This is a genomic window from Thermincola sp. GK-1, assembly GCF_059412445.1.
The window spans coordinates 1-21992 of sequence record NZ_JBSQAT010000007.1 but is presented as its reverse complement, the minus strand read 5'-3'; the positions used below and the strand labels follow the sequence as shown (position 1 = coordinate 21992).

Below are 21992 nucleotides of genomic sequence, written 5' to 3'. Positions count from 1 at the left end.
TAATGGTTACCACTATTTAATAGCTTAATCAGTCGTTAGAAGGGGAGATCTCGATGCGGATATTGGTTGTGGAGGATGAAAAACGCATAGCTTCATTTATAAAGCGAGGGCTGGAGGAAGAAACCTACGCCGTAGATGTTGCCTATGACGGTGAAGAAGGGCTTAATTGGATAAACAGCTTCAGTTATGACTTAATTATTATGGATATTCTAATGCCCAAAATGGATGGGATTACGCTTTGTAAAACTGTCAGAGAACGAGGTATTGATACTCCTGTGTTAATGTTGACAGCCAAGGATGCTGTTGATGACAGGGTAGAGGGATTGGATGCCGGTGCGGACGATTACCTTGTTAAACCATTTGCATTTAAGGAGTTGCTTGCCAGAATACGGGCATTAGCAAGACGGCGTACTGAAGGTAAAGGGAACATCTTGTCTGTTGCTGATTTAAAATTAGATCTCGTTTCGCGCAGGACATTTCGCAACGGGCAGGAGATTGAGCTAACCAACCGTGAGTTCGCTCTGCTGGAGTTGCTTATGCGTAATGCCGGGCAGGTTCTCAGCAGGACAATTATTGCTGAGCATATTTGGGATTATAATTTTTTTAACCAGTCCAATATTGTAGATGTTTATATCCGTCAAATACGTAAGAAAGTTGATGAAGCCTTTTCTGAAAAATTAATTCATACAGTACGTGGTTCAGGTTATAAAATTCAGGGTGGTAATAATAAGTGAAAATTAAAATGCCGGTCACTTTGCGTTCCCGCCTGTCGCTTTTTAATGCTGTTTTTTTGTCCGGAACCTTTTTGGTCAGTCTGGTTCTGGTCTATTTTGTCCTGCAAACTTGGCTTTATCATCAGGTGGACAGTTCTTTGACTGAAATGGCCAAGCAGATTTCTATGGACGTAAGTGTTAATAAGAGCGAGATCATCTATAAAGAAGCCTTTCCTTCCAGTGAGTTGGAAAAACAACGCCAATTCGTGCGCATAGTCGATAATAAAGGGCGGGTGCAAGGACACTGGGGTCCTCTGGAGGACTTACCAGTAAAAATTAATGGTATTGGTAATGTATCTCTTAAAGGTGGGTTCCAGGAACTGACTAGAATTAATGACGATGAGCCTATCAGGGTGTACACTTTGCCAATTATAAGTGCCAACAAAGTCGCTGGTTTTGTACAGACAGGCCAATCACTTGAACCCATAGAAAATATGTTGCAAATGTTGATAGCAACTGTGGTGATTTTGGCTCCCTTATTTTTTACAATTACCCTTTTGGCCAGCCGTTTGATAACCGGAAGAGCTTTAGCACCGATAGCCAGCATAGCAGCCACAGCCGAACGAATTTCTGAACAGGAGTTGCACAAGCGATTGGATATTCCGGGAGAGGACGAAGTGGCTAGGCTGGCCAGGTCTCTTAACCGTATGCTAAATAGGTTGGAAATTGCCGTCGAAGGGTACAAACAATTTACCGAAGATGCCTCGCACGAGCTTAGAACTCCTTTAACTGTGATGAAAGGGGAAATATCCTTAGCATTACAAAAGGAACGCAGCACTAACTACTATAAAGAAGTGTTGGGAGGTATTGAAGAGGAAGTAGACCGGCTTATTCGCATGGTCGAGCAGTTGCTGTTTTTGGCGAGAGCAGACGGTGACAAAATTAAGAACCATTTAAATACTATCGATTTATATGAAACCTTAGTTCCTTTGCTTGAGCAAATGAAGATTTTAACTGAGGCAAAACACCAGGAAATATCATGGATCATTCCGAAACATATATTTGTTTCAACAGATTCAGATGCTCTTCAGCAAATATTGCTGAATCTGTTGGATAATGCAATCAAATATACCCCGGAAAGTGGAAGAATAGAGGTTAGGGTTGAACAGCACCCGGATTTAGTACGGATACTAGTTGCTGATACTGGGAACGGTATCGCTAACGAGCACCTTGAACGCATATTTGAACGATTTTACCGGGTCGATAAGGGGAGAAGCCGTGAATTAGGAGGGACTGGTCTAGGACTGGCTATTGTACAAAAACTGGCCCATTTAATAGGCGGGAATCTAAAAGTGACAAGTGCTGTTGGACACGGGACTACCTTTTCATTAGACATCCCTTTACGGCCTACCGGACATTTGTAAAAGATTGTTATATACAAATCCGATTTAGATATTTTTAAGGTAGTTTTAATAAGGATTCGGTATTCCTGAATGTTGAATAAGATTTAAAATTTCAAAGAAAAATAGCGGGAAATAAACAACGAAACGTCCGGAAAAGCCAGGGCGTTTTTATTTTGTAAGGGGGACTTTAATGAAGCAGGGCCTTTGGCGGGATGAGGTATTTTTCTGCTTTGGCGAAAAAAAAAATAAAAATTGGCGGGCAGGCAAAAACAGGTGAACTTAACTCAACCCTCCGCATATTAATAATCAAGCGGCAAACTTAAGATTGCCCGCAAAGTCTTCTTTGATAATAAAAATGCATATAATTATTTAGGGTTAAAGTTGAGGTTGGCAGTAAAAATGTGGAGGGACGTGCATGGATATTCTCAGGGATTTGAGGCAGTACCAGGAACAAGAAAAAGCCCTATACTGGGAAGGGACTTTTGAGGATTACCTGAATCTGGTACAGGAACGGCCCGAAATTTGCCGGTTAGCTCATGACAGGGTTTACAATATGATTAAGGATGCCGGAGTGGAGGAGAAGGATGGCTATAAAGAATATAAGTTTTTTTCCTCTGAACTTTTTGGCTTGCATAAAACCCTGGAAAGGCTTGTAGAGGAGTACTTTCATCCTTCGGCAAGAAGACTGGACGTCCGTAAAAGAATTCTTCTGTTAATGGGGCCTGTCAGTGGGGGTAAATCGACGATTGTTACCATGCTGAAACGGGGGCTGGAAAAGTACAGCCGGACTCCCCAGGGGGCGCTGTATGGCATTAAGGGCTGCCCGATGCATGAAGAACCTCTGCACCTGATTCCGAGGGATATGCGAAAAGCTTTTGAAAGAGACTATGGTATTTATATTGAAGGGGAATTATGCCCGGCCTGCCGGATGATGGTGGAAACTCAATATAATGGGGAAGTGGAAAAGGTACCTGTTGAGCGGGTAATCCTTTCCGAAGAGAAGAGGATAGGCATCGGTACTTTTACCCCTTCTGACCCAAAGTCCCAGGATATAGCTGATTTAACGGGAAGTGTGGATTTTTCAACAATAACTGAATACGGATCCGAGTCAGACCCCAGAGCTTACAGGTTTGACGGGGAATTAAACATAGCCAATCGTGGAATTATGGAATTTCAGGAGATGTTGAAATGCGACGAAAAATTTCTCTGGAACCTGTTAAGTTTATCCCAGGAAGGGAATTTTAAGGCGGGGCGATTTGCTCTTATATCCGCCGACGAGGTAATTATTGCCCATACTAACGAAGCCGAGTACAAAGCCTTTGTTAGCAACAAGAAAAACGAAGCTCTGCAGTCAAGGATTATAGTTATTCCTATTCCGTACAATTTAAAAGTATCGGAAGAAGAAAAAATTTACGAAAAATTAATTCATCAAAGTGATATGCGGGGTATTCATATTGCGCCACATGCCTTGCGCATTGCCGGGATTTTTTCTGTTTTGTCCCGCTTGAAAGAGTCTAAGAAACAGGGCATGGACCTGGTGAAAAAAATGAAGATCTATGACGGCGAGGATGTGGAAGGGTTTAAACAAAAGGATTTGGCAGAACTGCAGAATGAATTTCCCGAAGAAGGCATGACAGGTGTCGACCCCCGGTATGTAATCAACAGAATTTCTACAGCGCTCATTAAAACGGAGACATATTGTATTAATGCTCTGGATATTTTGCGGGCGCTGAAGGATGGTTTGGACCAGCATCCGTCAATTACCAAAGAAGAGAAGGAAAGGCTGATTAATTTTATCTCCATCGCCCGTAAAGAATATGATGAAATATGCAAAAAAGAGGTTCAGAAGGCCTTTGTCTATTCTTTTGATGAATCAGCCAAAACTCTGTTCAATAATTACCTGGACAACATTGAAGCTTATTGTAACGGGGTTAAGGTGAAAGACCCCATTACGGAAGAAGAGTTAGATCCTGACGAGAAGCTGATGAGGTCCATAGAGGAGCAAATCGGAGTTTCAGAAAATGCCAAAAAGAGTTTCCGAGAAGAAATCCTGATCAGATTATCCAGTTACGCCCGCCAGGGGAAAAAGTTTGATTACAGTTCCCATGAGCGTCTCAGAGAAGCAATCGAGAAAAAACTCTTTGCTGACCTGAAAGATGTAGTCAAGATAACTACTTCAACAAAGACGCCTGATGAAAATCAGTTGAAAAAGATCAACGAAGTAATTGCCAAATTAATTGATGAGTATAAATACTGCCCGGTATGCGCCAATGAACTGCTGAAATATGTAGGCAGCTTATTAAACAGGTAATTTTGCTGCCGCGGGAGGAAGGGCTATGGAGAAATTTTCCTTCATCGTGTCTAAAGAGGATTGGTCCCTTCACCGAAAAGGTTACGTTGACCAGCAGCGGCACATGAAAAAAGTCAAAGAGGCCATAAAAAAGAACCTTGCCGATATAGTGAGCGAGGAAAGTATCATCATGTCTGACGGCAAAAAGATAGTGAAAGTGCCTATCAGGTCCCTGGAAGAATACCGTTTCCGGTTTAACCTGAATAAACAGGAACACGTTGGACAAGGGAAAGGAAAAACAAAACCCGGCAACGTTTTAGGCAGCGACAGTGCCAGGGGCAGCGGAAAAAGCGGGGGCGCCGGTGACGAACCGGGGGTTGATTATTATGAGGCGGAGATCACGGTAGACGAACTGGCGGAACTGATTTTCGAAGATTTGGGCTTACCTAATTTACAGGAAAAGAAACAGCCGGAAATGGTGACGGAGTCTATAGAATTTAAAGATGTCCGCAAAAAAGGAATCATGAGCAATATTGACAAAAGGAGAACCCTGTTGGAAAGTATCAGGCGCAATGCCAGGGAAGGTAGCTCAGAATTGAAGATTATTCCTGATGACCTCAGGTTTAAGACTTGGGAGACAGAAATCAAGCACCAGTCCAGCGCCGTGGTTATTGCCATGATGGATACCAGCGGCTCCATGGGCCCCTTTGAAAAGTATATTGCCCGCAGTTTTTTCTTCTGGATGGTCAGATTCCTCAGGACCAAATATAAAAATGTGCAAATAGTTTTTTTGGCCCACCACACTACAGCCAAGGAAGTAACGGAACAAGAATTTTTTACCAAAGGAGAAAGCGGCGGTACCAGGTGTTCCTCTGTTTATGAACTGGCTCTGAAAATTATTGAAGAGCGGTATCCGGTATCTGATTATAACATTTATCCTTTTCATTTTTCTGACGGAGACAATCTACCGTCAGACAACGAGAAATGCCTCCGACTGGTTAACCGGTTATTGGATGTGTGTAATATTTTCGGTTATGGTGAAATTGAAGGGCTTTATTATAATTCCAGCAGTTTGATGAAGGTTTACCAGCAGATCAAAAATCCCAGATTTACAAGTGTTCTGATCAAAGATAAATCGGGAGTCTACCCTGCTTTAAGGGCGTTTTTTAATCCCAAACGGGATGTATTTCAGGTTTAAGGAATTTATTTTGGTATGATTAAAGGGGGCAGCATGAAAACCGAAGAAATCAAAATTATGGAAGAAGCAATAGAAAAAATCGCCGAACAGGCAAGAAAGTTTGGCCTGGATTTCTATGATATGCGGTTTGAAATATGTCCTGCCGATATTATCTATACCTTTGGCGCCTATGGCATGCCCACCAGGTTCAGTCACTGGAGTTTTGGGAAAGCCTTTCACAAAATGAAAACTCAGTATGATTATAACCTGAGCAGGATTTACGAACTGGTGATCAATTCCAACCCCTGTTATGCCTTTCTACTGGACGGAAATTCCCTTATTCAAAACAAGTTGGTTATAGCGCATGTCTTTGCCCATTGTGACTTTTTTAAAAACAATTTCCACTTTAAAAACACCAACCGGAACATGATCGAAAGTATGGCGGTAAGCGCTGACAGGATCATGGGGTATGAACAAAAATACGGACGGGATAAGGTGGAAGGTTTTATTGATGACGTTTTATCAATACAGGAACATATCGAACCCGACCTATATAAACCCCGGCAGAAATTGTCGGCCAAACCCGAACAACAAAGGCAGGAAACACCTTATGATGACCTATGGTATTTAGGCGAAGAAAAGCCTAAACAGGAAGATTCCAATAACCTACCCAAGAAATTTCCGCCGGAACCGGAAAAAGACCTACTGTCCTTTATGGCGGCCCATGCGAAAAATTTGGAGGAGTGGCAGAGAGACATTCTCTGCATTATCCGGGAAGAAATGCTCTATTTCTGGCCGCAGATGGAAACAAAGATTATGAACGAAGGCTGGGCAAGCTATTGGCATGCCAGGATTATGCGTGAAATTGATTTAACGGAAGAAGAGACCATCGAGTTTGCTAAAATGAATGCCGGTATCCTGCAACCTTCCCGGATGAGTATAAATCCATACCTGGTGGGACTCAAAATATGGGAAGATATCGAGAAGAGATGGGATAACCCGACAGAAGAGGAAAAGGAAAAGTACGGCCGCGCCGGTGGCGAGGGAAGGGCAAAGATGTTTGAGGTCCGTACCACGGAAAATGATATTTCTTTTATAAGAAATTACCTGACCAAGGAACTGGTCGAAGACCTGGACCTCTATCTCTTTAAAAAAGTTTATACCAGGTGGCAGGTCACCGAAACGGACTGGGAAAAGGTCAGGGAAGGGATGGTTACTCTTTTGACCAACTGCGGTTACCCCGTTATCAAAGTAGAGGATGCTGACTATAACTTAAACGGGGAACTGTATCTGAAACATTACCACGACGGCCGGGATCTGGATATTTTCTATCTGGAAAAAACCCTGCCCGGTGTTTACCGGATCTGGAAAAGGACTGTACACCTGGAAACGATTCTTGATAATAAAAAGTATCTTTTCTCGTATAACGGTGAAAGAACGACCAAGCGGCTTTTATAGGCCGCTTATCTGTTTCCATTGGCAGAGATAACAAAAAATAGCAGGAAATTTTGGTGGATTTGTTGAAAAGGTTGTGTTAAAGCGGAGGTATTACTCGCATCCCGTGAAAGGAAGCATTGAATATGAATGTTAAACTGCTGCATACTTCGGATTTGCATATTGACTGGTTATTTGGTAAGTTCAGCGAACAGGCCAGGAAAGTAAGGCGCCGGGAGCTTCTCCGGGTCCTTGATGTAATTGCCGATGTGGCCATAGCTGAAGAAGTCCAAGGGGTATTGGTTGCCGGAGACCTTTTTGACTCCAGCCGGGTGGACAGGCATACCCTCACTACGGTTTGGCTTGCCTTTGAACGCCTGACGAACAGGGGGATCAAAGTATTTGTCATCCCAGGGAATCATGACGAAGAGATCACCCGCATGTTTGCCGGTATCGGAGAGGACAATGAGAACGTTTATCTCTTTGCTCCAGGCCGGGAAAACGTGGTGGAATTAGAAAACTTGACAATATACGGAGTGCCTTATGAAACCGCAGTGAGCGGTAGTTCCCCCTTACAGAGGCTGCGGAAAAGGGATAATCCCGGCTACCATGTAGCTATGCTGCATGGCACCGTAAAAACCCTGCCCTTGGTCCGGGATAATTACGGCCCGATAGAGGCAACAGAAATTGCCGATTCTGGCATGGATTACATTGCTTTAGGGCATTACCATAATTTTCAGGACTGTTCGGCGGGAAGAGTAAAAGCCTTTTACTCCGGATCGCCAAGCACATTGTCTTTTGATAATATTGGGGAGAGGTATGTCCTTTTGGTGGAATTTTCTGCCGTCGGCACAGGGATAACCCCTGTCCCCATACCTTCCCGGCCATATAAGGTATACCAATATAACGCAACGGGAAAAACCCTGCCGGACCTCTACCGGCAGTTAGAAAGGTGGACGGATCCGGAAGCCTGTGTAAAGGTAATTATAAAAGGTATTGTTGACCTGGACCTGTATCCACTGCAGGTTAAAATCAGGGAACAGTTTGCGGAGAAGTTCTTTTACCTGGAAGTAGTTGAGGATACTACTCTGGTTCCCGCTTGTCATCCCAACGACCAGACTATTAAAGGAATTTTTGTCAGAAAAATTAACGAACGCCTGAACAGCCCAAACCTGACAGAAGAAGAACGCCTTCTGCTGCTGGAAACCCTTCGGGTTGGCTTAACGGCCATTGAAGGGAGGCGCCTCGATTGAGACTAAAGGAAGTCCATATTACCGGTTTTGGCAAACTTGTGAACCAGGCATTCCGCTTCAGCGAGTCCTTCCATATCGTCAAAGGCCTTAATGAAGCGGGGAAAACCACCCTGGTAAATGCCATACTGGGCATCCTTTACGGCTTCAAGGGTCGCAGCGAAGAAGTAAAAGCCCTGCGGGAAAGCTACAGACCCTGGGATGAGACAGCGCCTTACCGGGCGAGTATGGTAGTTAACTTTGGTGATGCTTTTGACTACAAAATTGAACGTGATTTTAAAGGTGACCAGGTGCAGGTAACCAAACTACAGGACGGTCGGGAACTGCCGGCAGACGTTTCTGTCGAGGACCTGCTGCGGGAAAGGCTGGGTTTGCCATCGGGCAAGCTGTTTCAAAGCACTCTGCTGATAAAGCAGGAAGAAGTGGCTGAACTTAACCGGACAGAATTAACTGATGCCATCATCAAAAAAATAACGGAAAGTGGTTCAGGCATATCAGTCAAGGAAATCCTGGCCATACTGGCCGACCGTCTGAAAGAGTTAAACCGGGGATTTGGCCGGCAAACTCCTAATCCCGGTCCTATAAAAGCCTGCCTGGAAGAAATTAAGCGCCTTAGAGAGGAACTCGATGAGGTAACGGCATATCATGCCGAATATAACGGGATATTGAACCGGCTGAAGCGAAAACAGGCCGAAAAGGAAGGCCTCGAGCGGCGGATTGCGGAAATAGCTCCCCTCCTAGAGGATTATGAAAACCGTTGTGGTTTCAGGGAGCGGTACGAGCAATTGACGGCCAGGCTGACAAATCTGCAGGAAATTAGGAGGAAAATTGCTGAAAAGGAACAGGAACTGAACGAATTAAATAACCGCCTGATTCTTTTTCAGGCGGGCGACCGGGCATTTAACCCGGAAAACCTGCAAAACCTGGAATACCTGGACCGCAAAATTAACCAGGTTGAACAGAGGATAGAACAAGTCAATTACGAGTACCAGAAAGTGAAGGGTAAGAGGCAGGTAGTCCAGCGGGAGATGGGTGACTACAGTAAAACGATGGCCGTCTACTATTCTGTCCGCTACAATGAAAAAAATCTCGCGGAAGCCCGCAGGTTGCAGGCCGCTATCAGTAACCTGCAGCAGGAAATTTCGGAGAAAGAACAAAGGTTGGATGAGCTGGCCGCATATCGGGGCAGCAGGTTTTCCTGGACTTTTTGGCTGGGGCTTGGGCTCTGTCTGTTTTCTGCTGTAGGGGTGTTTACAGGCAGTATATGGGGTTATGTGGTGGCCAGCATCATGGTCGCCAGTGGTATTCTGATTATTTATTTCGGCGGCCTGGATGTGAAGCACGGTGTATCCAAGGAACTGGCGAAAATAACCGCAACAGAATTAGAAAGAGCAAAGTCAGGTTTAACGACATATAAGCGAATGCTGGAAGGCATTCTTGACCGCGAAGAACTTGAAGAATTTGAAACAAAAGTAAAGGAACAGATCCAAATAAAGCAGAAAATCCAACTGCTGGAGGAAGAACTCCGGAGCCTGGACCCGGAACCCTATGAAGAACAGTTGGATGATTTGCAAAGAGAGCTTAACCAGTACTTGCGGCAACTGAAGGAAATTTTGCAGCAGGCCGGTGTCGAGTCAGCGGAACAATTTAAAAGAGATTACGAAAAGTACAAAGATCTGAAAGCAGAGGTAAAACTTGCCAGTGATACTCTGGCTTTTTTAAGAGAAGAAACTCATGCTGAAAACATTGACAAAGAAATAGCCGTTCTGGAGGAAGAAATTGACGGGCTCCGACAGCAATTGGGGACAGAAATCATTACTGAGGCGGAGTATCTCCGGCTGAAAGAGGAGTTGGCCGAATTGACCGGCCTGTTGGAAAGGGCCCGCGAGGAAGAAATAAAGATTGCCGCGGGTTTGGAGAATTACAGCCGCCTTATTCTCTTGGATCGCGATATCTGGAGCCTCAAATCGGCCTTGACCGAAAAAGAGGCTTTATTAAAGCAGCTTGAGTTGGAAGGCAAAAGCATAGAACTTGCTGTCAAGCTTATTCAGGAAGCCACAGAAGAGGCCAGGTCAAAGCTTGCTCCACAGGTAAAGGATAAGGTAATAAAAATATTTCAATGGATTACCAAGAAAAGGTACCGGGATGTTCGACTGGAGATGGAAGGGGACAAACTGGTCTTTCAATATCTGGATGAGCAATACAATTGTTACCGTGATGTCCAGTACCTGAGTACCGGTACCCGGGACCAACTCTACCTGGCATTGAGAATTGCCCTTGGCGAGTACTTGACAAATTGCGCAACTTTTCCCATTTTCCTGGATGACCCATTTGTAAACTTTGACAGTGAGCGGCTGCTTAAGACTATCGAAATATTAAGAGTACTGGCTAAGGAGCACCAAATTATCTGGTTGACCAAAGACGAGCATCTTTTGGCTGGTATTCCGGAAGCTGCTGCCACCAGCATATGATTACCGGCTACCCAAAAAGGACAATTAACCTCCGGTGTGGAAGGAATCTGTGTTAGCAGTGGGAAAGATAATTTATGTTAAAATTTCGTGATATAAAGGAAAAAATTATAAAAAACCTGCCTCGCCGGCACCATTTACGGGGCACCATTTTACACCGGGCCATAGGCGAAAAACTTTTCAAAAAAGAATGCTGGACAATGACCAGGCACTCCGTGGCGGCAGGTTTGGCGGTAGGGACAATTGTCGCTTTTACTCCCACTATCGGTTTGCAGATGTTGCTGGCTGGGGCGGCGGCCTATTTTTTGCGGGTAAATATCCCGGCAGCCATAATTGTCTGCTGGGTTACAAACCCTGTTACGGCCCCGGTAATCATTCCTCTTCAGTATAAACTGGGTGTCCGGCTTATGACCGTTTTGCATATCGGGTGGGTCAATGTTCAGCCCGGCCTTTTCTATAAACTGGTATATTATGCATGGCCTCTCTGGATTGGCAGCCTGGTGTCGGGCCTGACCCTGGCTATAATTGTTTACTGGGCGGTGTTTTTGAGTTGGGACCGGTTGATGTATTTAAAATCAAAGGTTGACAGGAGTCTGCATAATATCCATGAGGAAATAGAACATAAGATTCACCACAGGGACCGGAAACAGCAGCGAAATAAATAGGTATTAGCCCGGTAAAAACGGGATAATCAATAAATAATCAAAAAATTACGGAAGGAAGGTGTATTGATGGATACCAGAGCATTTTTCAAGCTGAGCTATGGTATGTACATCGTGTGTTCGAGAAAGGGCGACAAACTAAACGGCCAGGTGGCCAATACCGTATTTCAGATCAGTACCGAGCCGTTGACTATGGCAGTAAGTATTAATAAAAACAATCTGACTCATGAATACATCAGGGCAAGTAAGGTATTTACCGTTTCCGTACTACCCATTGACGCTCCCATGAATTTCATAGGAAATTTTGGTTTCCGTTCCGGCAGGGAAGCTGACAAATTGGAAGGTATTCGGTACAAACAGGGTCAGACGGGGGTGCCCGTCGAACTGGAAAATACTATCGCTTACTTTGAGGCTGAAGTCATTGACAGTATCGACGTTGCCACACACACGGTCTTTATTGGGGAGGTTGTGAATGCCGAGACAGTAAAAGACGGTGTTCCGATGACTTATGCCAACTACCATGAAATCAAGAGCGGCAAGAAACCACAGGACTTCGGCGGCAAAGTTGAAGCAGCCGGCAGTAATGCTGCTCAGGGCAGGGCCACAGGAAATGATAAATATCGCTGCATGGTTTGTGGGTACATATATGACCCCGCGTCAGGCGACCCCGATTCAGGGATAAAGCCAGGAACATCTTTTGCGGATATTTCCGACGACTGGGTATGTCCTGTTTGTGGGGTTGGCAAGGACCAGTTTGAAAAAGTAAATGGGCAGTGGGTGAAACTCTGATGTAGATAACTGTGTTTCATGTAATCCGGCTTTAAAGGGGCTTTGTTATAATTTTTGAATTTTCATATTTGACAGTTTTTTTTCTGGGACAAATATGATATAATTCATTTTAATAGGATACTGGGAAAAGGCTGGTATCAACGATTTACAACATTTTGTGGGAGGGGTAGCATTGAAGCTGATGATTATGGGCCCGCCGGGGGCCGGAAAAGGTACTCAGGCAGAAGTATTGGTTAAAGAGTTGAACATTACTCACATTTCAACAGGCGACATGTTCAGAGCTGCGATCAAAGAAGGAACGGAAATGGGGAAAAAGGCTAAAGAATATATGGATAAAGGCCAACTCGTTCCCGATGAAGTTGTTGTGGGAATGGTTAAAGACCGGCTTTCACAACCCGATTGCGAAAAAGGATTTTTATTGGACGGTTTTCCCAGAACCATCGCACAGGCAGAAGCTCTGTCCAAGACATTGGATGAAATGGGCATCAAACTTGATGGGGTAATCAATATAGAGGTGCCCAGGGAAAAACTTCTGGCCCGCCTGACCGGCCGGAGGGTTTGCAAGAGCTGTGGAGCCAGCTACCACGTCTTATTTAACCCACCGGAAAAAGAGGGTGTATGCAACAACTGCGGCGGTGAACTGTATCAGAGGAGCGATGATAACGAAGAAACAGTTAATAACAGGCTGGATGTTTACGAAGAACAGACCCAGCCGCTGATTGACTACTACAAAGAGAAGGGGCTGTTAATAAATATTAACGGCGACCAGCCCATTGACAAAGTATTGGCTGATATTTTAGCCGCCTTAAAAAAGTAAAACAGTACAAATATGAATTATGAATTCTGCTGAAAATATAGTGGAAAGCAGCCTATGAACGGGCTGCTTTTTTATGGGTAGTTGTAATAGCAATTTATGTTGAGATAAATAAATAAAATTTATAATTGTGCAGGATTACTAAAAAAAATATTGAAGTATTTTGTAAAACATGGTGATGGGAGATATACTTATGTTTAATTTACGCCAGCTTAAATCCTTCGTTTACGTGGCCCAGCAGAAGAGTTTCACCAAAGCTGCCAAGCTCCTGTATATGACCCAGCCGGCTGTCAGCGCCCAGATTAAAGCGCTGGAAGAACGGCTGGATGTGCAGTTAATGGAGAGAAATGACAAGCAGGTGGTTTTGACTGAGGCTGGCGAGATTTTCCTGGTAGAGGCCGAAAGAATTCTTGCTTCTTATGAAAGAATTGTAGAATCCCTTGACGAGCTGAAAGGTTTGCGGCGGGGCCACTTGAGGATTGCTGCCAGCACCATCCCGGGTGAATATATCCTGCCCAAATTCATTGGCCGTTTTAAGGAAAAATATCCCCAAATCGAGATTGAACTCGTCATCAGCGATACAGGTCAGGTCATTGAGTCCCTCAGAGAGCGGACGGCGGACCTGGGTGTTACCGGTGCCAGGATCAAAAATGACGTGGTAAAGTTTGAAAAGCTGCTTGATGACGAACTGGTGTTAATCACCTCGTCTGCCAGTCCGATAGGACAGAAAAAACAGGTAACCGTTGCGGACCTGCAGAAAGAAAAATATATTTTACGTGAGCATGGTTCAGGGACCAGAAAGGTTATGCTGGAACGGTTGCAAAGTATAGGTATCCAGCCTGCGCAGATGGATGTGGCCATGGAACTGGGCAGCACCAGAGCGGTAATTACGGCTGTAGAATCGGGTCTGGGTATAAGTATGGTTTCCAGATGGGCGGCAGATGAGGCGTTAAAACTGGGACTACTTAAGGAGATAAAGCTTCCCGGCTGGAATTCGGTGCGGGATCTCTATCTGGCCTGGAATACTCACAAGTTTTTAAATCAACTGACGACTACTTTTATCAATGAGATAAAAGCCTATAGTACTAATTAAGTTGCTTGGTAAAGGCATACCATGTGTTAACAGGAGTGAGAATAAAAATTGCGCAGACTTATTTGGCGGGGTATAGTTTTTGTTTACCGGGAGATGTTTACCGGTGTGCTGTTGGGGCTAACGGCCCTGTTTTTAGTTGTCAAACTGGCTCCCGGCGGTGATATTAACGCGGGTTTGGTAGCGGTTTTCGGATTAGGGGCGGGTTTGTTGAAAGGTTTTAGTAAATTTCTCTTGCTTGAAATGGTAAACAGGATACCGGCCAACGAATACAGCAAGAACTACCCCAGGTTTAAAATTCTTTTTTTATGGCTTGGTGTTTTTGCCTTAACGGCCATAATAAATTACGGGTTTAACATTTCCAACTGGTTTACCGAACCGTCCAGGCTGATTGCCAAAAGTCCCCTTTTTAGGGGTATTCCGGTTATTCACGTGGAAATAGCTTTAATATTCCTGTTTTGTTTGGGCATTATCAGTCACATATACGAGCCGCCACTTTAATTTCAAATATTAAATCACCTTTCCGGAGATAATATCAAAGGAGGTGATTTTTTTTGACGACACCTTGTTTTGCCGAATGCGTGCATGCTAAAGACGGCGAATGCCGACTGAACATTATCGGCAGCGACAGACTGTCGGAATTTGAATGTCAGTGCGAACATTTTAAACCAAGGCATATGTTTAAACAGAGTGAAATACTTTAGCACCGGTGAAAAACTTTAACGGCTGTATTATTGCACAAATGATTGGTTATTATGCTGACAGAAGTCAGCTTTTTTCATGTTTTGGATTGTTGTTGCAGGATATTGCGAAATGATGTTGAAAAAAGAAATATTTCAAGGTCGGATGGAGAGAGAATATGAAGAGACAAAAATGCAGAGTATGTGGGAAATTACGCCTGACACCGGCAATTGTGCCGGAAAAGTGGGTTTGTTCCGCCTGCAGGCAAAAAATTCGTGAAATGATGGAATCACCTACGGAAGGTCCTAAACGGGCCTGTCCCAAATGCAAACTGTTAAAAAAAGGAGAATGCCCTTTCGACGACCGGGAGAGGAAGCGCATCATCCGCTGCAATAAATATATTCATAAAGATGCTGACCACGATAAAAAACGTTGGGAGAAATATGAAGTTTAATTAACGGCAAAGAGGGGATGGCAACTGAAAACCAAAGCAACGAAAACTTTAGAGAAACTGCAGCATATATACGACCTTATGTTTGCCTACTTTGGACCCAGGAATTGGTGGCCGGGAGAAACCAGGTTTGAAATTATAGTGGGCGCAATACTAACCCAAAGCGTGGCTTGGCGGAATGTGAGCAAAGCAATAGAAAATCTGCGGGCTGCGGGTATTCTTACACTGGAGGCGATGTATAAGGCGCCTATCGAGGAAATTGAAAAACATATTGTGCCTACTTTGTACTGGCGGATGAAGGCTAAGAAACTTAGGGCTTTTGTTAATCATATAATGGACAACTACCATGGCGATCTGGATAAATTTCTGCAGAAAGATAAGGAGGAGTTGCGTAGGGAACTTCTTAGCTTGTATGGAATTGGCCCTGAAACAGCCGACAGTATAATCTTATATGCTGCCGAGCAACCTGTTTTTGTGGTGGATGCGTATACCAGGCGAATATTTCACCGGTTGGGGTTTTTTGAGGAATCCGTTAGTTATGATGAGATGCAGCAATTTTTTATGAAACATATTCCACCGGATGTACGTTATTATAATGAATACCATGCCCTTATTGTGGGTATAGGAAATAGGTTTTGTTCCAACAAGAAACCCGACTGTGGCAATTGCCCGATACAGTCAGTATGCCGTTTTAAACTAAAGAATAAGGTTGAAAATGAAGGATAACTCTCATCCGCAAAAAGAATGGCCTTTTACGCTGTTTTTGGCCATCCTTTTTTAATGGTGAACTGTCGTTAAAAAAACTGTTACCGGAAGCAAAATTTATGTCGGCAAAATTTGTATGAGGCGTAAGTAGGCTGTTTTTCCAACTGGGGCAGTACCTTGAGGAAAAGTCTTCTGGCTTTGGGGTCTCTTTTTAAGTTTGTGATGGCATTGGAATAGCTGACCTGGTCCTGCCATTTCGATATTAATAAAACTTCTGCGGGATTATCCAGGTTTTGCAGGACTGTGGCTTCGAGACAACCTTTTTGTTCAGCGCCCAGTGCAGAGTTTTCGAATACGGTTTCCAGGCCCTTGGCTTCCATACCTGGCTTGAATACAAGACGGCCAATGGATATAATCATTTATATAATACCTCCCTGACAGTTGCTGATTATTTCTGAATATAATATGTCGGCTAAATATGAAATGTACCCTTTGGAAAATTGTTTTGGGAAAAGATGAATTTTTTGACCTGAATAAGCATATTTATAATTTGTCGGTAAATTTTAAGGGGGGATAAAATGAGTAAAGATTTGATAAATCAGATTTTGGAAGAAATCGGGCTGGAAGCAATTCACAATGACGACCAAATTCCAGAGGCGGAAAAAATAAAGGAGCAGAAGGAAAATACAATAAATCCCGGTAAGGAAAGTAAAATACAATATTAGCCGGAAAGCTGGTTTATAATAATACAAATAACATGAAAAGAAACACGACATTTTGTCGTGTTTCGCCAATTTATCCGACCTTTTATCAGACTTTGGACCTGTGTCATGTTATGATTTAAATGGTGCGCCCGGTAGGAATCGAACCTACGCACCAGGTTCCGGAGACCTGTGCTCTATCCACTGAGCTACGGGCGCATATGATGATTTGCACAATAAATAGTCTAACGGAAAATTGGGCCGATGTCAAGTAAGACCTTAAAATACTAGACAAATCAAGTAAAAAAGGAAAAACAATCAGATTGAACATTAGTAATATGCATATTAGAATATATAATATAGTAAATATAAAATTGGTATATTGGTATATACTGGAGCCCGCTGCTATTTACTATAAGGGTATAAATTAATATTAGTGGCAAAAAGCCAAAATTGTTGGTAAAATTAATACAAAAGTGTTATTTGCGCATTATAATGGTGGGGATAGTGATGGCAAGGGTTCTGAAAAATGTTTCCAAAATTTCGGGAATATACGGGCAACCAGGAGAAGAAAAGGTATCCTCACTTTTGGAAAAGAGCCTTCCTGAGGATTACGTAGTCTTAAATTCTCCCAGGATATTTTACCATGGGGCCACTATCGACATTGACCATGTCGTTATTGGCCCTAATGGTGTTTTTGTCATTGAGAGCAAGAATATGCACGGTAAAATATCCGGCGGATTAATGGGAAACTGGACACAGGAACGAAAAAGGTCCGGAAAAAACAAAAAAGTCAAAATAGGAAACCCCGCCAACCAGGTAAACCATTACGCCAAGATTGTCAAGTCCTATACAACGGTTCGTTACTTAAATGAATACGGAGATAAGGTGAGTGTCAAGGTATACCCCATAGTTGTTTTTGTGCATGAAGAAGCAGACCTCAGTACAATGGAGTTTACCAGACCCGGTTATGTGGGCAGGGTAAAAGTGTTGAAGCTGGATGAACTGGTCGATTACATTCATACCAGGGAAGGGGCCAGTTACTCCAGGGAAGACATCGCACATTTTGCCGAAATCCTTGTTCCGGCGGAGCATAGGGATCAGACAGAGTATTTTGCTCCGGGATTCCTTACGGAACAACTGGGGCAAAATGTACACAGATATGAAATTTATGAGGAAATCGGCCGAGGGAATTTTGGGACTGTTTTTCGTGGGTTTGATATAAAACTGGACAGGGAAGTTGCCATTAAAAAAATGCATAGTAAACAAAAGGACCCCGAAGCCGTCCGCAGGTTTTTCCGGGAAGCCCAGATTAATGCTAAGCTAAACCATGAAAACATAGTAGCTGTTTATGACTACTATGAAGATAACGGGGATTATTACCTGATCATGGAATACATTGACGGGATAACCCTGGAAGAATACCTGCATGATAAAAAGCCCGGCTGGCAAGAAACCTACAACATTATTGAGCCCGTCTGTGCAGCTCTGGAGCATGCCCATACTAACCACGTTGTGCACCGGGACTTAAAACCGGCCAATATTTTGCTCACCGGGGATATGAAGGTAAAAGTATCAGATTTTGGTATTGCGCGTTTAACAGAGGATTCTTCGTTAACCCAGACCCTGGCCGGCATAGGAACTCCTTCTGTGATGGCTCCTGAACAAATAACCGGTAAAAAGGTTGATGAAAAGACGGACATTTTTGGCCTGGGAGTGCTGATGTACCTGCTATTGACGGGGGAATATCCTTTTACCGGTGGGCATATCGGGGAATTAGTGAATAAAGTATTGTATCAGGAACCGGCTCCCATTAAGGAAAAAAATCCGCAAGTCCCGTCCATGGTTGCCGATGTTGTCATGAAATGCCTCGCCAAGGAACCGGAACAAAGGTTTCAGTCTGTAACTGAACTGCGAGAGGCTTTATACTATGTATTTGTAAAGGAGCAACCCTATTTGAAAGGTACCGGTCAGTTGTCCGGAGGTCGTTACCGGAGATGGGTCCAAAAGCTGCCTGCTCCTTTGCGAGGGTTAATGGCCAGTGAACGAAAGTTTTTAACCACTGTAACGCTGGTAACTCTGGTTATTATCATTTTTCTTGTGAGTTATCAGGCCTACAGTGATTCCAGAAAAGCAACGGGCGATTTTCTGCAAACTGCTCAATACGGTTTTACCAATGAAAACCTCAGGACATTGTACTCCGACCCTGCCAAATTCAAAGGAGTACCTGTTAACCTGGTGGGTAAAATTGAGAAGATTCTACAACTGACCGATACCACCACTATTTTTACCATTACTGTAGAAGGTGATAATGTACCCTTTAAAAACTTGATTGTAGAATACCGCAAACCTCATTTCATGCTACAGTATTCCGAGTATATCAAAGTTGTGGGCAGTGTGCAAATCAAAAACGGCATCAAAGGTAGTAAAGGCAGCACGCCGATTATTGTGGCCGATAAGATTGAACCGGTAGAGGATCCATGGTCTGTTCTGGCCCCCACTGTGTTGACGGTTTATCCGAATAAAGCGGTGAATATGGATGGTGAAGTGGTAAATATTAACCGGGTGGAGTTTGCGACCAAAGAAACCAGGTTATTTATAACCGTTGCAAACTACTCCCGCCATAAAGCCTATTTTGTTTTATCAAAACCGATTGGACGTCAGGGTAACAGGGTTTTCAGAGAAATCCCCAACCGGTATGGAATTTTTTCACAACCGACCCTTGAGTTAATGCCCGGAGAATATATAGATGAGGTAGTTTTCCTGGAACCTATGGACCCGAAGGAAAAGTCGGCACGGTTTATTTTTGGTTCCGATTTAAATATTGCTGACACCGAAAAACCATATATTTTGGATATTTCCTGGTAACGGCCCGCCTGTTGAAACAAAGCGCAACAGGCGGGTATTTTATTATTTCCAGTGGAGAATAATAAGTGGAGAACAAGACTTGTGTAGGAAAAGCAATCAAAGTATACAGGGAAGATAAGAGAGATGCCGCAGGTGGCTAATAATATTGTTAAAGTGGCGCCCTTAATGGCAAAAATGGGATGCTCCCGCATACTTGACTTTGGCGCCGGAACATTTCGCAATACCAGGTATTTACAGGGATTGGGCTTTTCGGTAATAGCGGTGGAAAAAACGCCGGTCATTGAGAAATTCGCCCGGTTTAAACCGGGCGAAAACCAGATTATAAGCGTGATTTCGCCGGCGGTTATAGAAACCTGGCCGGGTACTTTTGATGCGGTGGTTTGCACCTTTGTTATGAACCTGCTGGATAATGCCACAAATTCACGGCTGGTATCAATTTTTCAGGATATACTTAAAAGGGACGGTTTAGTTTTTGTCGAGGTAAAGGAAATGCGTACCGCCCGCACTTCTAACGGTATGACTTTAACGGCATTAGACCGGTTATTTTTAAACAGGGGATTTTTCCGCCTGGCTGATTTCCGCGGCTGTTATTCGATAGGCGCTCTGTACAGGAGAATATAAATGTACGGACAGGGATAAATGATTCCTCCGCTCCGGTCAAAGTCTCTTACTGCATAACCGCTCCCGCTTACGCGGATTGCGGACTGATGGATGATCGATTAAGCCCGCTCAAGTTTTTGTGTTTTATGATATTTTGGTTCCGGTGTGTTATAAATTTTTTTTTGTTCAGAGGTAAGTTCTGTCGGTGCAAGATAATTATTTTGCGGTTTTGTATCAAATAAAGAGGGATGGCCGAGTTTGGCGGCAACCGTTGTTGTAACCAATCCGTATGCAGCATGGCTGACCATGTATGAAAGATTACTGGCTGCATCTTTCGGTCTTATTTGGTTTATGGGTAAAGTGCCCAAAACAAAAGTAATTAACGAGCCCATGGCTATACCTGAGGTAATTCCTTTGGTTATGATATGGTCCCGCCCGGTTTTGGACAGTAAAGATACTGAGGCAATACCACCCAACATACCCATGCCGAAATCAAGTAACCCTCCGAGGATTTGTCCTTTTATATTAAGGGCTTCCTTCCGGTTTGATACCCAGACACCGGCCGCAGTCTCGCGGAAGGAGCGCTGGGATATCTTTTTTTTGATGGAGATTTCATCAATGGCCATTTTTATAGTATTTCCAGCTAAACCGGCTACAACACCCAACAAGAATCTGTCTTTAATTTTGAACAACTTGACCACTCCTAACATGTGTCTTTTTTATTGTTTATATTGTTAGTTATTAATGCTTTTATTATTATTGGAGTGTATAGTAAAAATATGGAACGGCTGCCTCGTTTTCATGTATTATTTATGCCGCGCAGCATACAGCGGCGCTGCATTTCGGCGGTTAGGCCAAGTTGGGGTAAAAGAAAAACTCCCGTTATTGGGAGCGCGATTTTGATGGTTTACGCATTGATGTTTTGGCTAACCCCCTGTCAGACTGTATGAGCATTTATACAGCTTCAGCCATATCCCGGCCAATAACCTTTTCTAAATCAAGGATTATGACCAATCCCGATTCCATTTTGGCCACCCCGGTGATGTAATTTTCGTCTACGGTAGAAGTGAGAAGAGAGGATGGTTTTTCAATTACACTGCCGGAAATCATGACTACCTCGGAAACGCCGTCCACCACTATCCCCACGGTACTGTTGCCGGCTTCTACCACAATTATCCGCGTTTTTCCCATATCCCCGGCTTCCGGGAAATTGAATTTTTTCCGCAGGCTGAAGATGGGAATCACATGTCCTCTCAGGTTAATTATTCCCTCTATAAATTCTGAACTCCCTGGCATATGGGTAGGTTCCTGGTAAACTATAATCTCCTTGACCTTGTTGATGTCTATGCCGAAAACTTCGGAACCCAGCCGGAAAACGACATATTGCTTTTCTTCTTCTGAAATTTGGCTCAATTGCTCCACCCCCTAAACGCGAAATTTGGCAACTATAGCCTGTAAGTCCTGGGCCATTTTCGCCAATTGTTCCGATGAAGCAGAGATCTCTTCTATAGAGGCAGTGAGTTCTTCTGTGGATGCTGATACCTCTTCCGCTGCCGCGGCATTCTCTTCGGATATGGAAGCCACACTCTGCATGGAGGAATTGACCTGCTGGGCAGAAGCCGACATTTCCTCGGTAGCGGCCGTGTTTTCTTCCGTTATGGCGGCCACGTTGTTAACGGCCTTGGAAACTTCCTGGCTGCTCTGCAAAATATCATTGATCAGGCCCATAATTTTTTGCACATGCTCCCCGGCCACCTGCACACCGTTTACTATTTCCTCCAGGGAACGCCCGGCTTCCTGGGCCAGGGTCACACCTTCTTCCACTTCTCTGGTGCCCACCTGCATGGATTCTACGGCCACCTTGGTCCCTTTCTGAATATTGGTTATCAGGTCGGC

General features: G+C 43.9%; 22 protein-coding genes and 1 tRNA gene. 18 read left to right on the top strand and 5 right to left on the bottom strand.

Annotated features, from left to right (window positions below):
- Positions 1-53 precede the first annotated feature (53 nt).
- The 15 genes from ACSNJE_RS08230 (at position 54) to ACSNJE_RS08160 (ending at position 15948) form a co-directional block, all read left to right on the top strand.
- A complete protein-coding gene (locus ACSNJE_RS08230; protein WP_474774571.1) occupies positions 54-734 on the top strand; it encodes a heavy metal response regulator transcription factor in 681 nt (226 codons plus the stop codon).
- A complete protein-coding gene (locus ACSNJE_RS08225) occupies positions 731-2137 on the top strand; it encodes a sensor histidine kinase (RefSeq protein WP_495252423.1) in 1407 nt (468 codons plus the stop codon). Before ACSNJE_RS08230 ends, ACSNJE_RS08225 begins: the two co-directional genes overlap by 4 nt.
- A gap of 394 nt (positions 2138-2531) precedes the next feature.
- Positions 2532-4427: a PrkA family serine protein kinase gene (locus ACSNJE_RS08220; protein WP_052217942.1), complete on the top strand. Its 1896-nt coding sequence runs from the start codon at positions 2532-2534 to the stop codon at positions 4425-4427.
- Positions 4428-4452: 25 nt separating this feature from the next.
- Positions 4453-5604 (top strand): sporulation protein YhbH, encoded by a 1152-nt coding sequence (gene yhbH / locus ACSNJE_RS08215; protein ID WP_052217944.1) that lies wholly within the window; start codon positions 4453-4455, stop codon positions 5602-5604.
- Positions 5605-5637: 33 nt separating this feature from the next.
- Entirely contained in the window at positions 5638-7041 is a 1404-nt protein-coding gene (locus tag ACSNJE_RS08210; RefSeq protein ID WP_495252422.1) for a SpoVR family protein, read from the top strand.
- Between the two features lie 122 nt (positions 7042-7163).
- Positions 7164-8270, top strand: coding sequence for a metallophosphoesterase family protein (locus tag ACSNJE_RS08205; RefSeq protein ID WP_474773980.1), 1107 nt, complete (start codon positions 7164-7166; stop codon positions 8268-8270).
- Positions 8267-10738 carry an AAA family ATPase gene (locus ACSNJE_RS08200; protein WP_495252421.1) on the top strand — a complete coding sequence of 824 codons (2472 nt, stop codon included), beginning with the start codon at positions 8267-8269 and terminating at the stop codon, positions 10736-10738. The genes ACSNJE_RS08205 and ACSNJE_RS08200 overlap by 4 nt, the downstream gene beginning before the upstream one ends.
- A gap of 74 nt (positions 10739-10812) precedes the next feature.
- The gene (locus tag ACSNJE_RS08195; RefSeq protein ID WP_474773978.1) at positions 10813-11400 is read left to right on the top strand and encodes a DUF2062 domain-containing protein; all 588 of its coding nucleotides are present in this window, start codon (positions 10813-10815) and stop codon (positions 11398-11400) included.
- Between the two features lie 66 nt (positions 11401-11466).
- Positions 11467-12186 (top strand): rubredoxin, encoded by a 720-nt coding sequence (rd, locus tag ACSNJE_RS08190; protein WP_474773977.1) that lies wholly within the window; start codon positions 11467-11469, stop codon positions 12184-12186.
- Between the two features lie 181 nt (positions 12187-12367).
- The gene (locus ACSNJE_RS08185) at positions 12368-13003 is read left to right on the top strand and encodes an adenylate kinase (protein ID WP_427916559.1); all 636 of its coding nucleotides are present in this window, start codon (positions 12368-12370) and stop codon (positions 13001-13003) included.
- A gap of 190 nt (positions 13004-13193) precedes the next feature.
- A complete protein-coding gene (locus ACSNJE_RS08180; protein ID WP_013120839.1) occupies positions 13194-14093 on the top strand; it encodes a selenium metabolism-associated LysR family transcriptional regulator in 900 nt (299 codons plus the stop codon).
- A gap of 48 nt (positions 14094-14141) precedes the next feature.
- A complete protein-coding gene (locus tag ACSNJE_RS08175; protein WP_052217960.1) occupies positions 14142-14591 on the top strand; it encodes a hypothetical protein in 450 nt (149 codons plus the stop codon).
- 53 nt (positions 14592-14644) lie between these two features.
- The gene (locus ACSNJE_RS08170; RefSeq protein ID WP_160315543.1) at positions 14645-14794 is read left to right on the top strand and encodes a hypothetical protein; all 150 of its coding nucleotides are present in this window, start codon (positions 14645-14647) and stop codon (positions 14792-14794) included.
- A gap of 155 nt (positions 14795-14949) precedes the next feature.
- Positions 14950-15225, top strand: a complete 276-nt coding sequence (locus ACSNJE_RS08165) for a hypothetical protein (protein ID WP_495252420.1) — start codon at positions 14950-14952, stop codon at positions 15223-15225.
- A gap of 78 nt (positions 15226-15303) precedes the next feature.
- The gene (locus tag ACSNJE_RS08160; RefSeq protein WP_474773976.1) at positions 15304-15948 is read left to right on the top strand and encodes an endonuclease III domain-containing protein; all 645 of its coding nucleotides are present in this window, start codon (positions 15304-15306) and stop codon (positions 15946-15948) included.
- 80 nt (positions 15949-16028) lie between these two features.
- Here the strand turns inward: ACSNJE_RS08160 and ACSNJE_RS08155 are convergent, their stop codons facing one another.
- On the bottom strand, positions 16029-16346 hold the full coding sequence (locus ACSNJE_RS08155) for an antibiotic biosynthesis monooxygenase family protein (protein ID WP_495252419.1): 318 nt from the start codon (positions 16344-16346) through the stop codon (positions 16029-16031).
- A gap of 159 nt (positions 16347-16505) precedes the next feature.
- Here ACSNJE_RS08155 and ACSNJE_RS08150 point away from each other — a divergent pair, with 159 nt between their 5' ends.
- Positions 16506-16652, top strand: a complete 147-nt coding sequence (locus ACSNJE_RS08150; protein ID WP_160315544.1) for a hypothetical protein — start codon at positions 16506-16508, stop codon at positions 16650-16652.
- Between the two features lie 120 nt (positions 16653-16772).
- Here ACSNJE_RS08150 and ACSNJE_RS08145 read toward each other — a convergent pair.
- Positions 16773-16847: transfer RNA gene (locus ACSNJE_RS08145), tRNA-Arg, on the bottom strand.
- A gap of 291 nt (positions 16848-17138) precedes the next feature.
- On the opposite strand from ACSNJE_RS08145, the gene ACSNJE_RS08140 reads away from it, so the two are divergent.
- Both ACSNJE_RS08140 and ACSNJE_RS08135 read left to right on the top strand, forming a co-directional pair.
- Positions 17139-19496: a protein kinase domain-containing protein gene (locus tag ACSNJE_RS08140; RefSeq protein WP_495252418.1), complete on the top strand. Its 2358-nt coding sequence runs from the start codon at positions 17139-17141 to the stop codon at positions 19494-19496.
- A 123-nt stretch (positions 19497-19619) separates the two neighbouring features.
- On the top strand, positions 19620-20117 hold the full coding sequence (locus ACSNJE_RS08135; protein WP_052217966.1) for a class I SAM-dependent methyltransferase: 498 nt from the start codon (positions 19620-19622) through the stop codon (positions 20115-20117).
- Between the two features lie 98 nt (positions 20118-20215).
- Here ACSNJE_RS08135 and ACSNJE_RS08130 read toward each other — a convergent pair whose 3' ends face one another.
- The 3 genes from ACSNJE_RS08130 to ACSNJE_RS08120 all read right to left on the bottom strand — a co-directional run.
- Positions 20216-20797 carry a hypothetical protein gene (locus ACSNJE_RS08130; RefSeq protein ID WP_474773972.1) on the bottom strand — a complete coding sequence of 194 codons (582 nt, stop codon included), beginning with the start codon at positions 20795-20797 and terminating at the stop codon, positions 20216-20218.
- Positions 20798-21050: 253 nt separating this feature from the next.
- Complete coding sequence (locus ACSNJE_RS08125) at positions 21051-21518, bottom strand: chemotaxis protein CheW (RefSeq protein ID WP_495252417.1); 468 nt, start codon at positions 21516-21518, stop codon at positions 21051-21053.
- 3 nt (positions 21519-21521) lie between these two features.
- Positions 21522-21992, bottom strand: a 471-nt coding sequence (locus tag ACSNJE_RS08120; protein ID WP_495252416.1) for a methyl-accepting chemotaxis protein, incomplete at its 5' end; no start/stop codon positions are given.

Coding starts and splice junctions, on each gene's coding strand:
- ACSNJE_RS08160 (WP_474773976.1), top strand. CDS start 15,304: ATGTTTGCCTACTTTGGACCCAGGAATTGGTGGCCGGGAGAAACCAGG.
- yhbH (WP_052217944.1), top strand. CDS start 4,453: ATGGAGAAATTTTCCTTCATCGTGTCTAAAGAGGATTGGTCCCTTCAC.
- rd (WP_474773977.1), top strand. CDS start 11,467: ATGGATACCAGAGCATTTTTCAAGCTGAGCTATGGTATGTACATCGTG.
- ACSNJE_RS08140 (WP_495252418.1), top strand. CDS start 17,139: ATGGCAAGGGTTCTGAAAAATGTTTCCAAAATTTCGGGAATATACGGG.
- ACSNJE_RS08150 (WP_160315544.1), top strand. CDS start 16,506: ATGAGTAAAGATTTGATAAATCAGATTTTGGAAGAAATCGGGCTGGAA.
- ACSNJE_RS08185 (WP_427916559.1), top strand. CDS start 12,368: ATGATTATGGGCCCGCCGGGGGCCGGAAAAGGTACTCAGGCAGAAGTA.
- ACSNJE_RS08165 (WP_495252420.1), top strand. CDS start 14,950: ATGAAGAGACAAAAATGCAGAGTATGTGGGAAATTACGCCTGACACCG.
- ACSNJE_RS08195 (WP_474773978.1), top strand. CDS start 10,813: ATGTTAAAATTTCGTGATATAAAGGAAAAAATTATAAAAAACCTGCCT.
- ACSNJE_RS08210 (WP_495252422.1), top strand. CDS start 5,638: ATGAAAACCGAAGAAATCAAAATTATGGAAGAAGCAATAGAAAAAATC.
- ACSNJE_RS08155 (WP_495252419.1), bottom strand. CDS start 16,346: ATGATTATATCCATTGGCCGTCTTGTATTCAAGCCAGGTATGGAAGCC.
- ACSNJE_RS08230 (WP_474774571.1), top strand. CDS start 54: ATGCGGATATTGGTTGTGGAGGATGAAAAACGCATAGCTTCATTTATA.
- ACSNJE_RS08135 (WP_052217966.1), top strand. CDS start 19,620: ATGCCGCAGGTGGCTAATAATATTGTTAAAGTGGCGCCCTTAATGGCA.
- ACSNJE_RS08180 (WP_013120839.1), top strand. CDS start 13,194: ATGTTTAATTTACGCCAGCTTAAATCCTTCGTTTACGTGGCCCAGCAG.
- ACSNJE_RS08205 (WP_474773980.1), top strand. CDS start 7,164: ATGAATGTTAAACTGCTGCATACTTCGGATTTGCATATTGACTGGTTA.
- ACSNJE_RS08220 (WP_052217942.1), top strand. CDS start 2,532: ATGGATATTCTCAGGGATTTGAGGCAGTACCAGGAACAAGAAAAAGCC.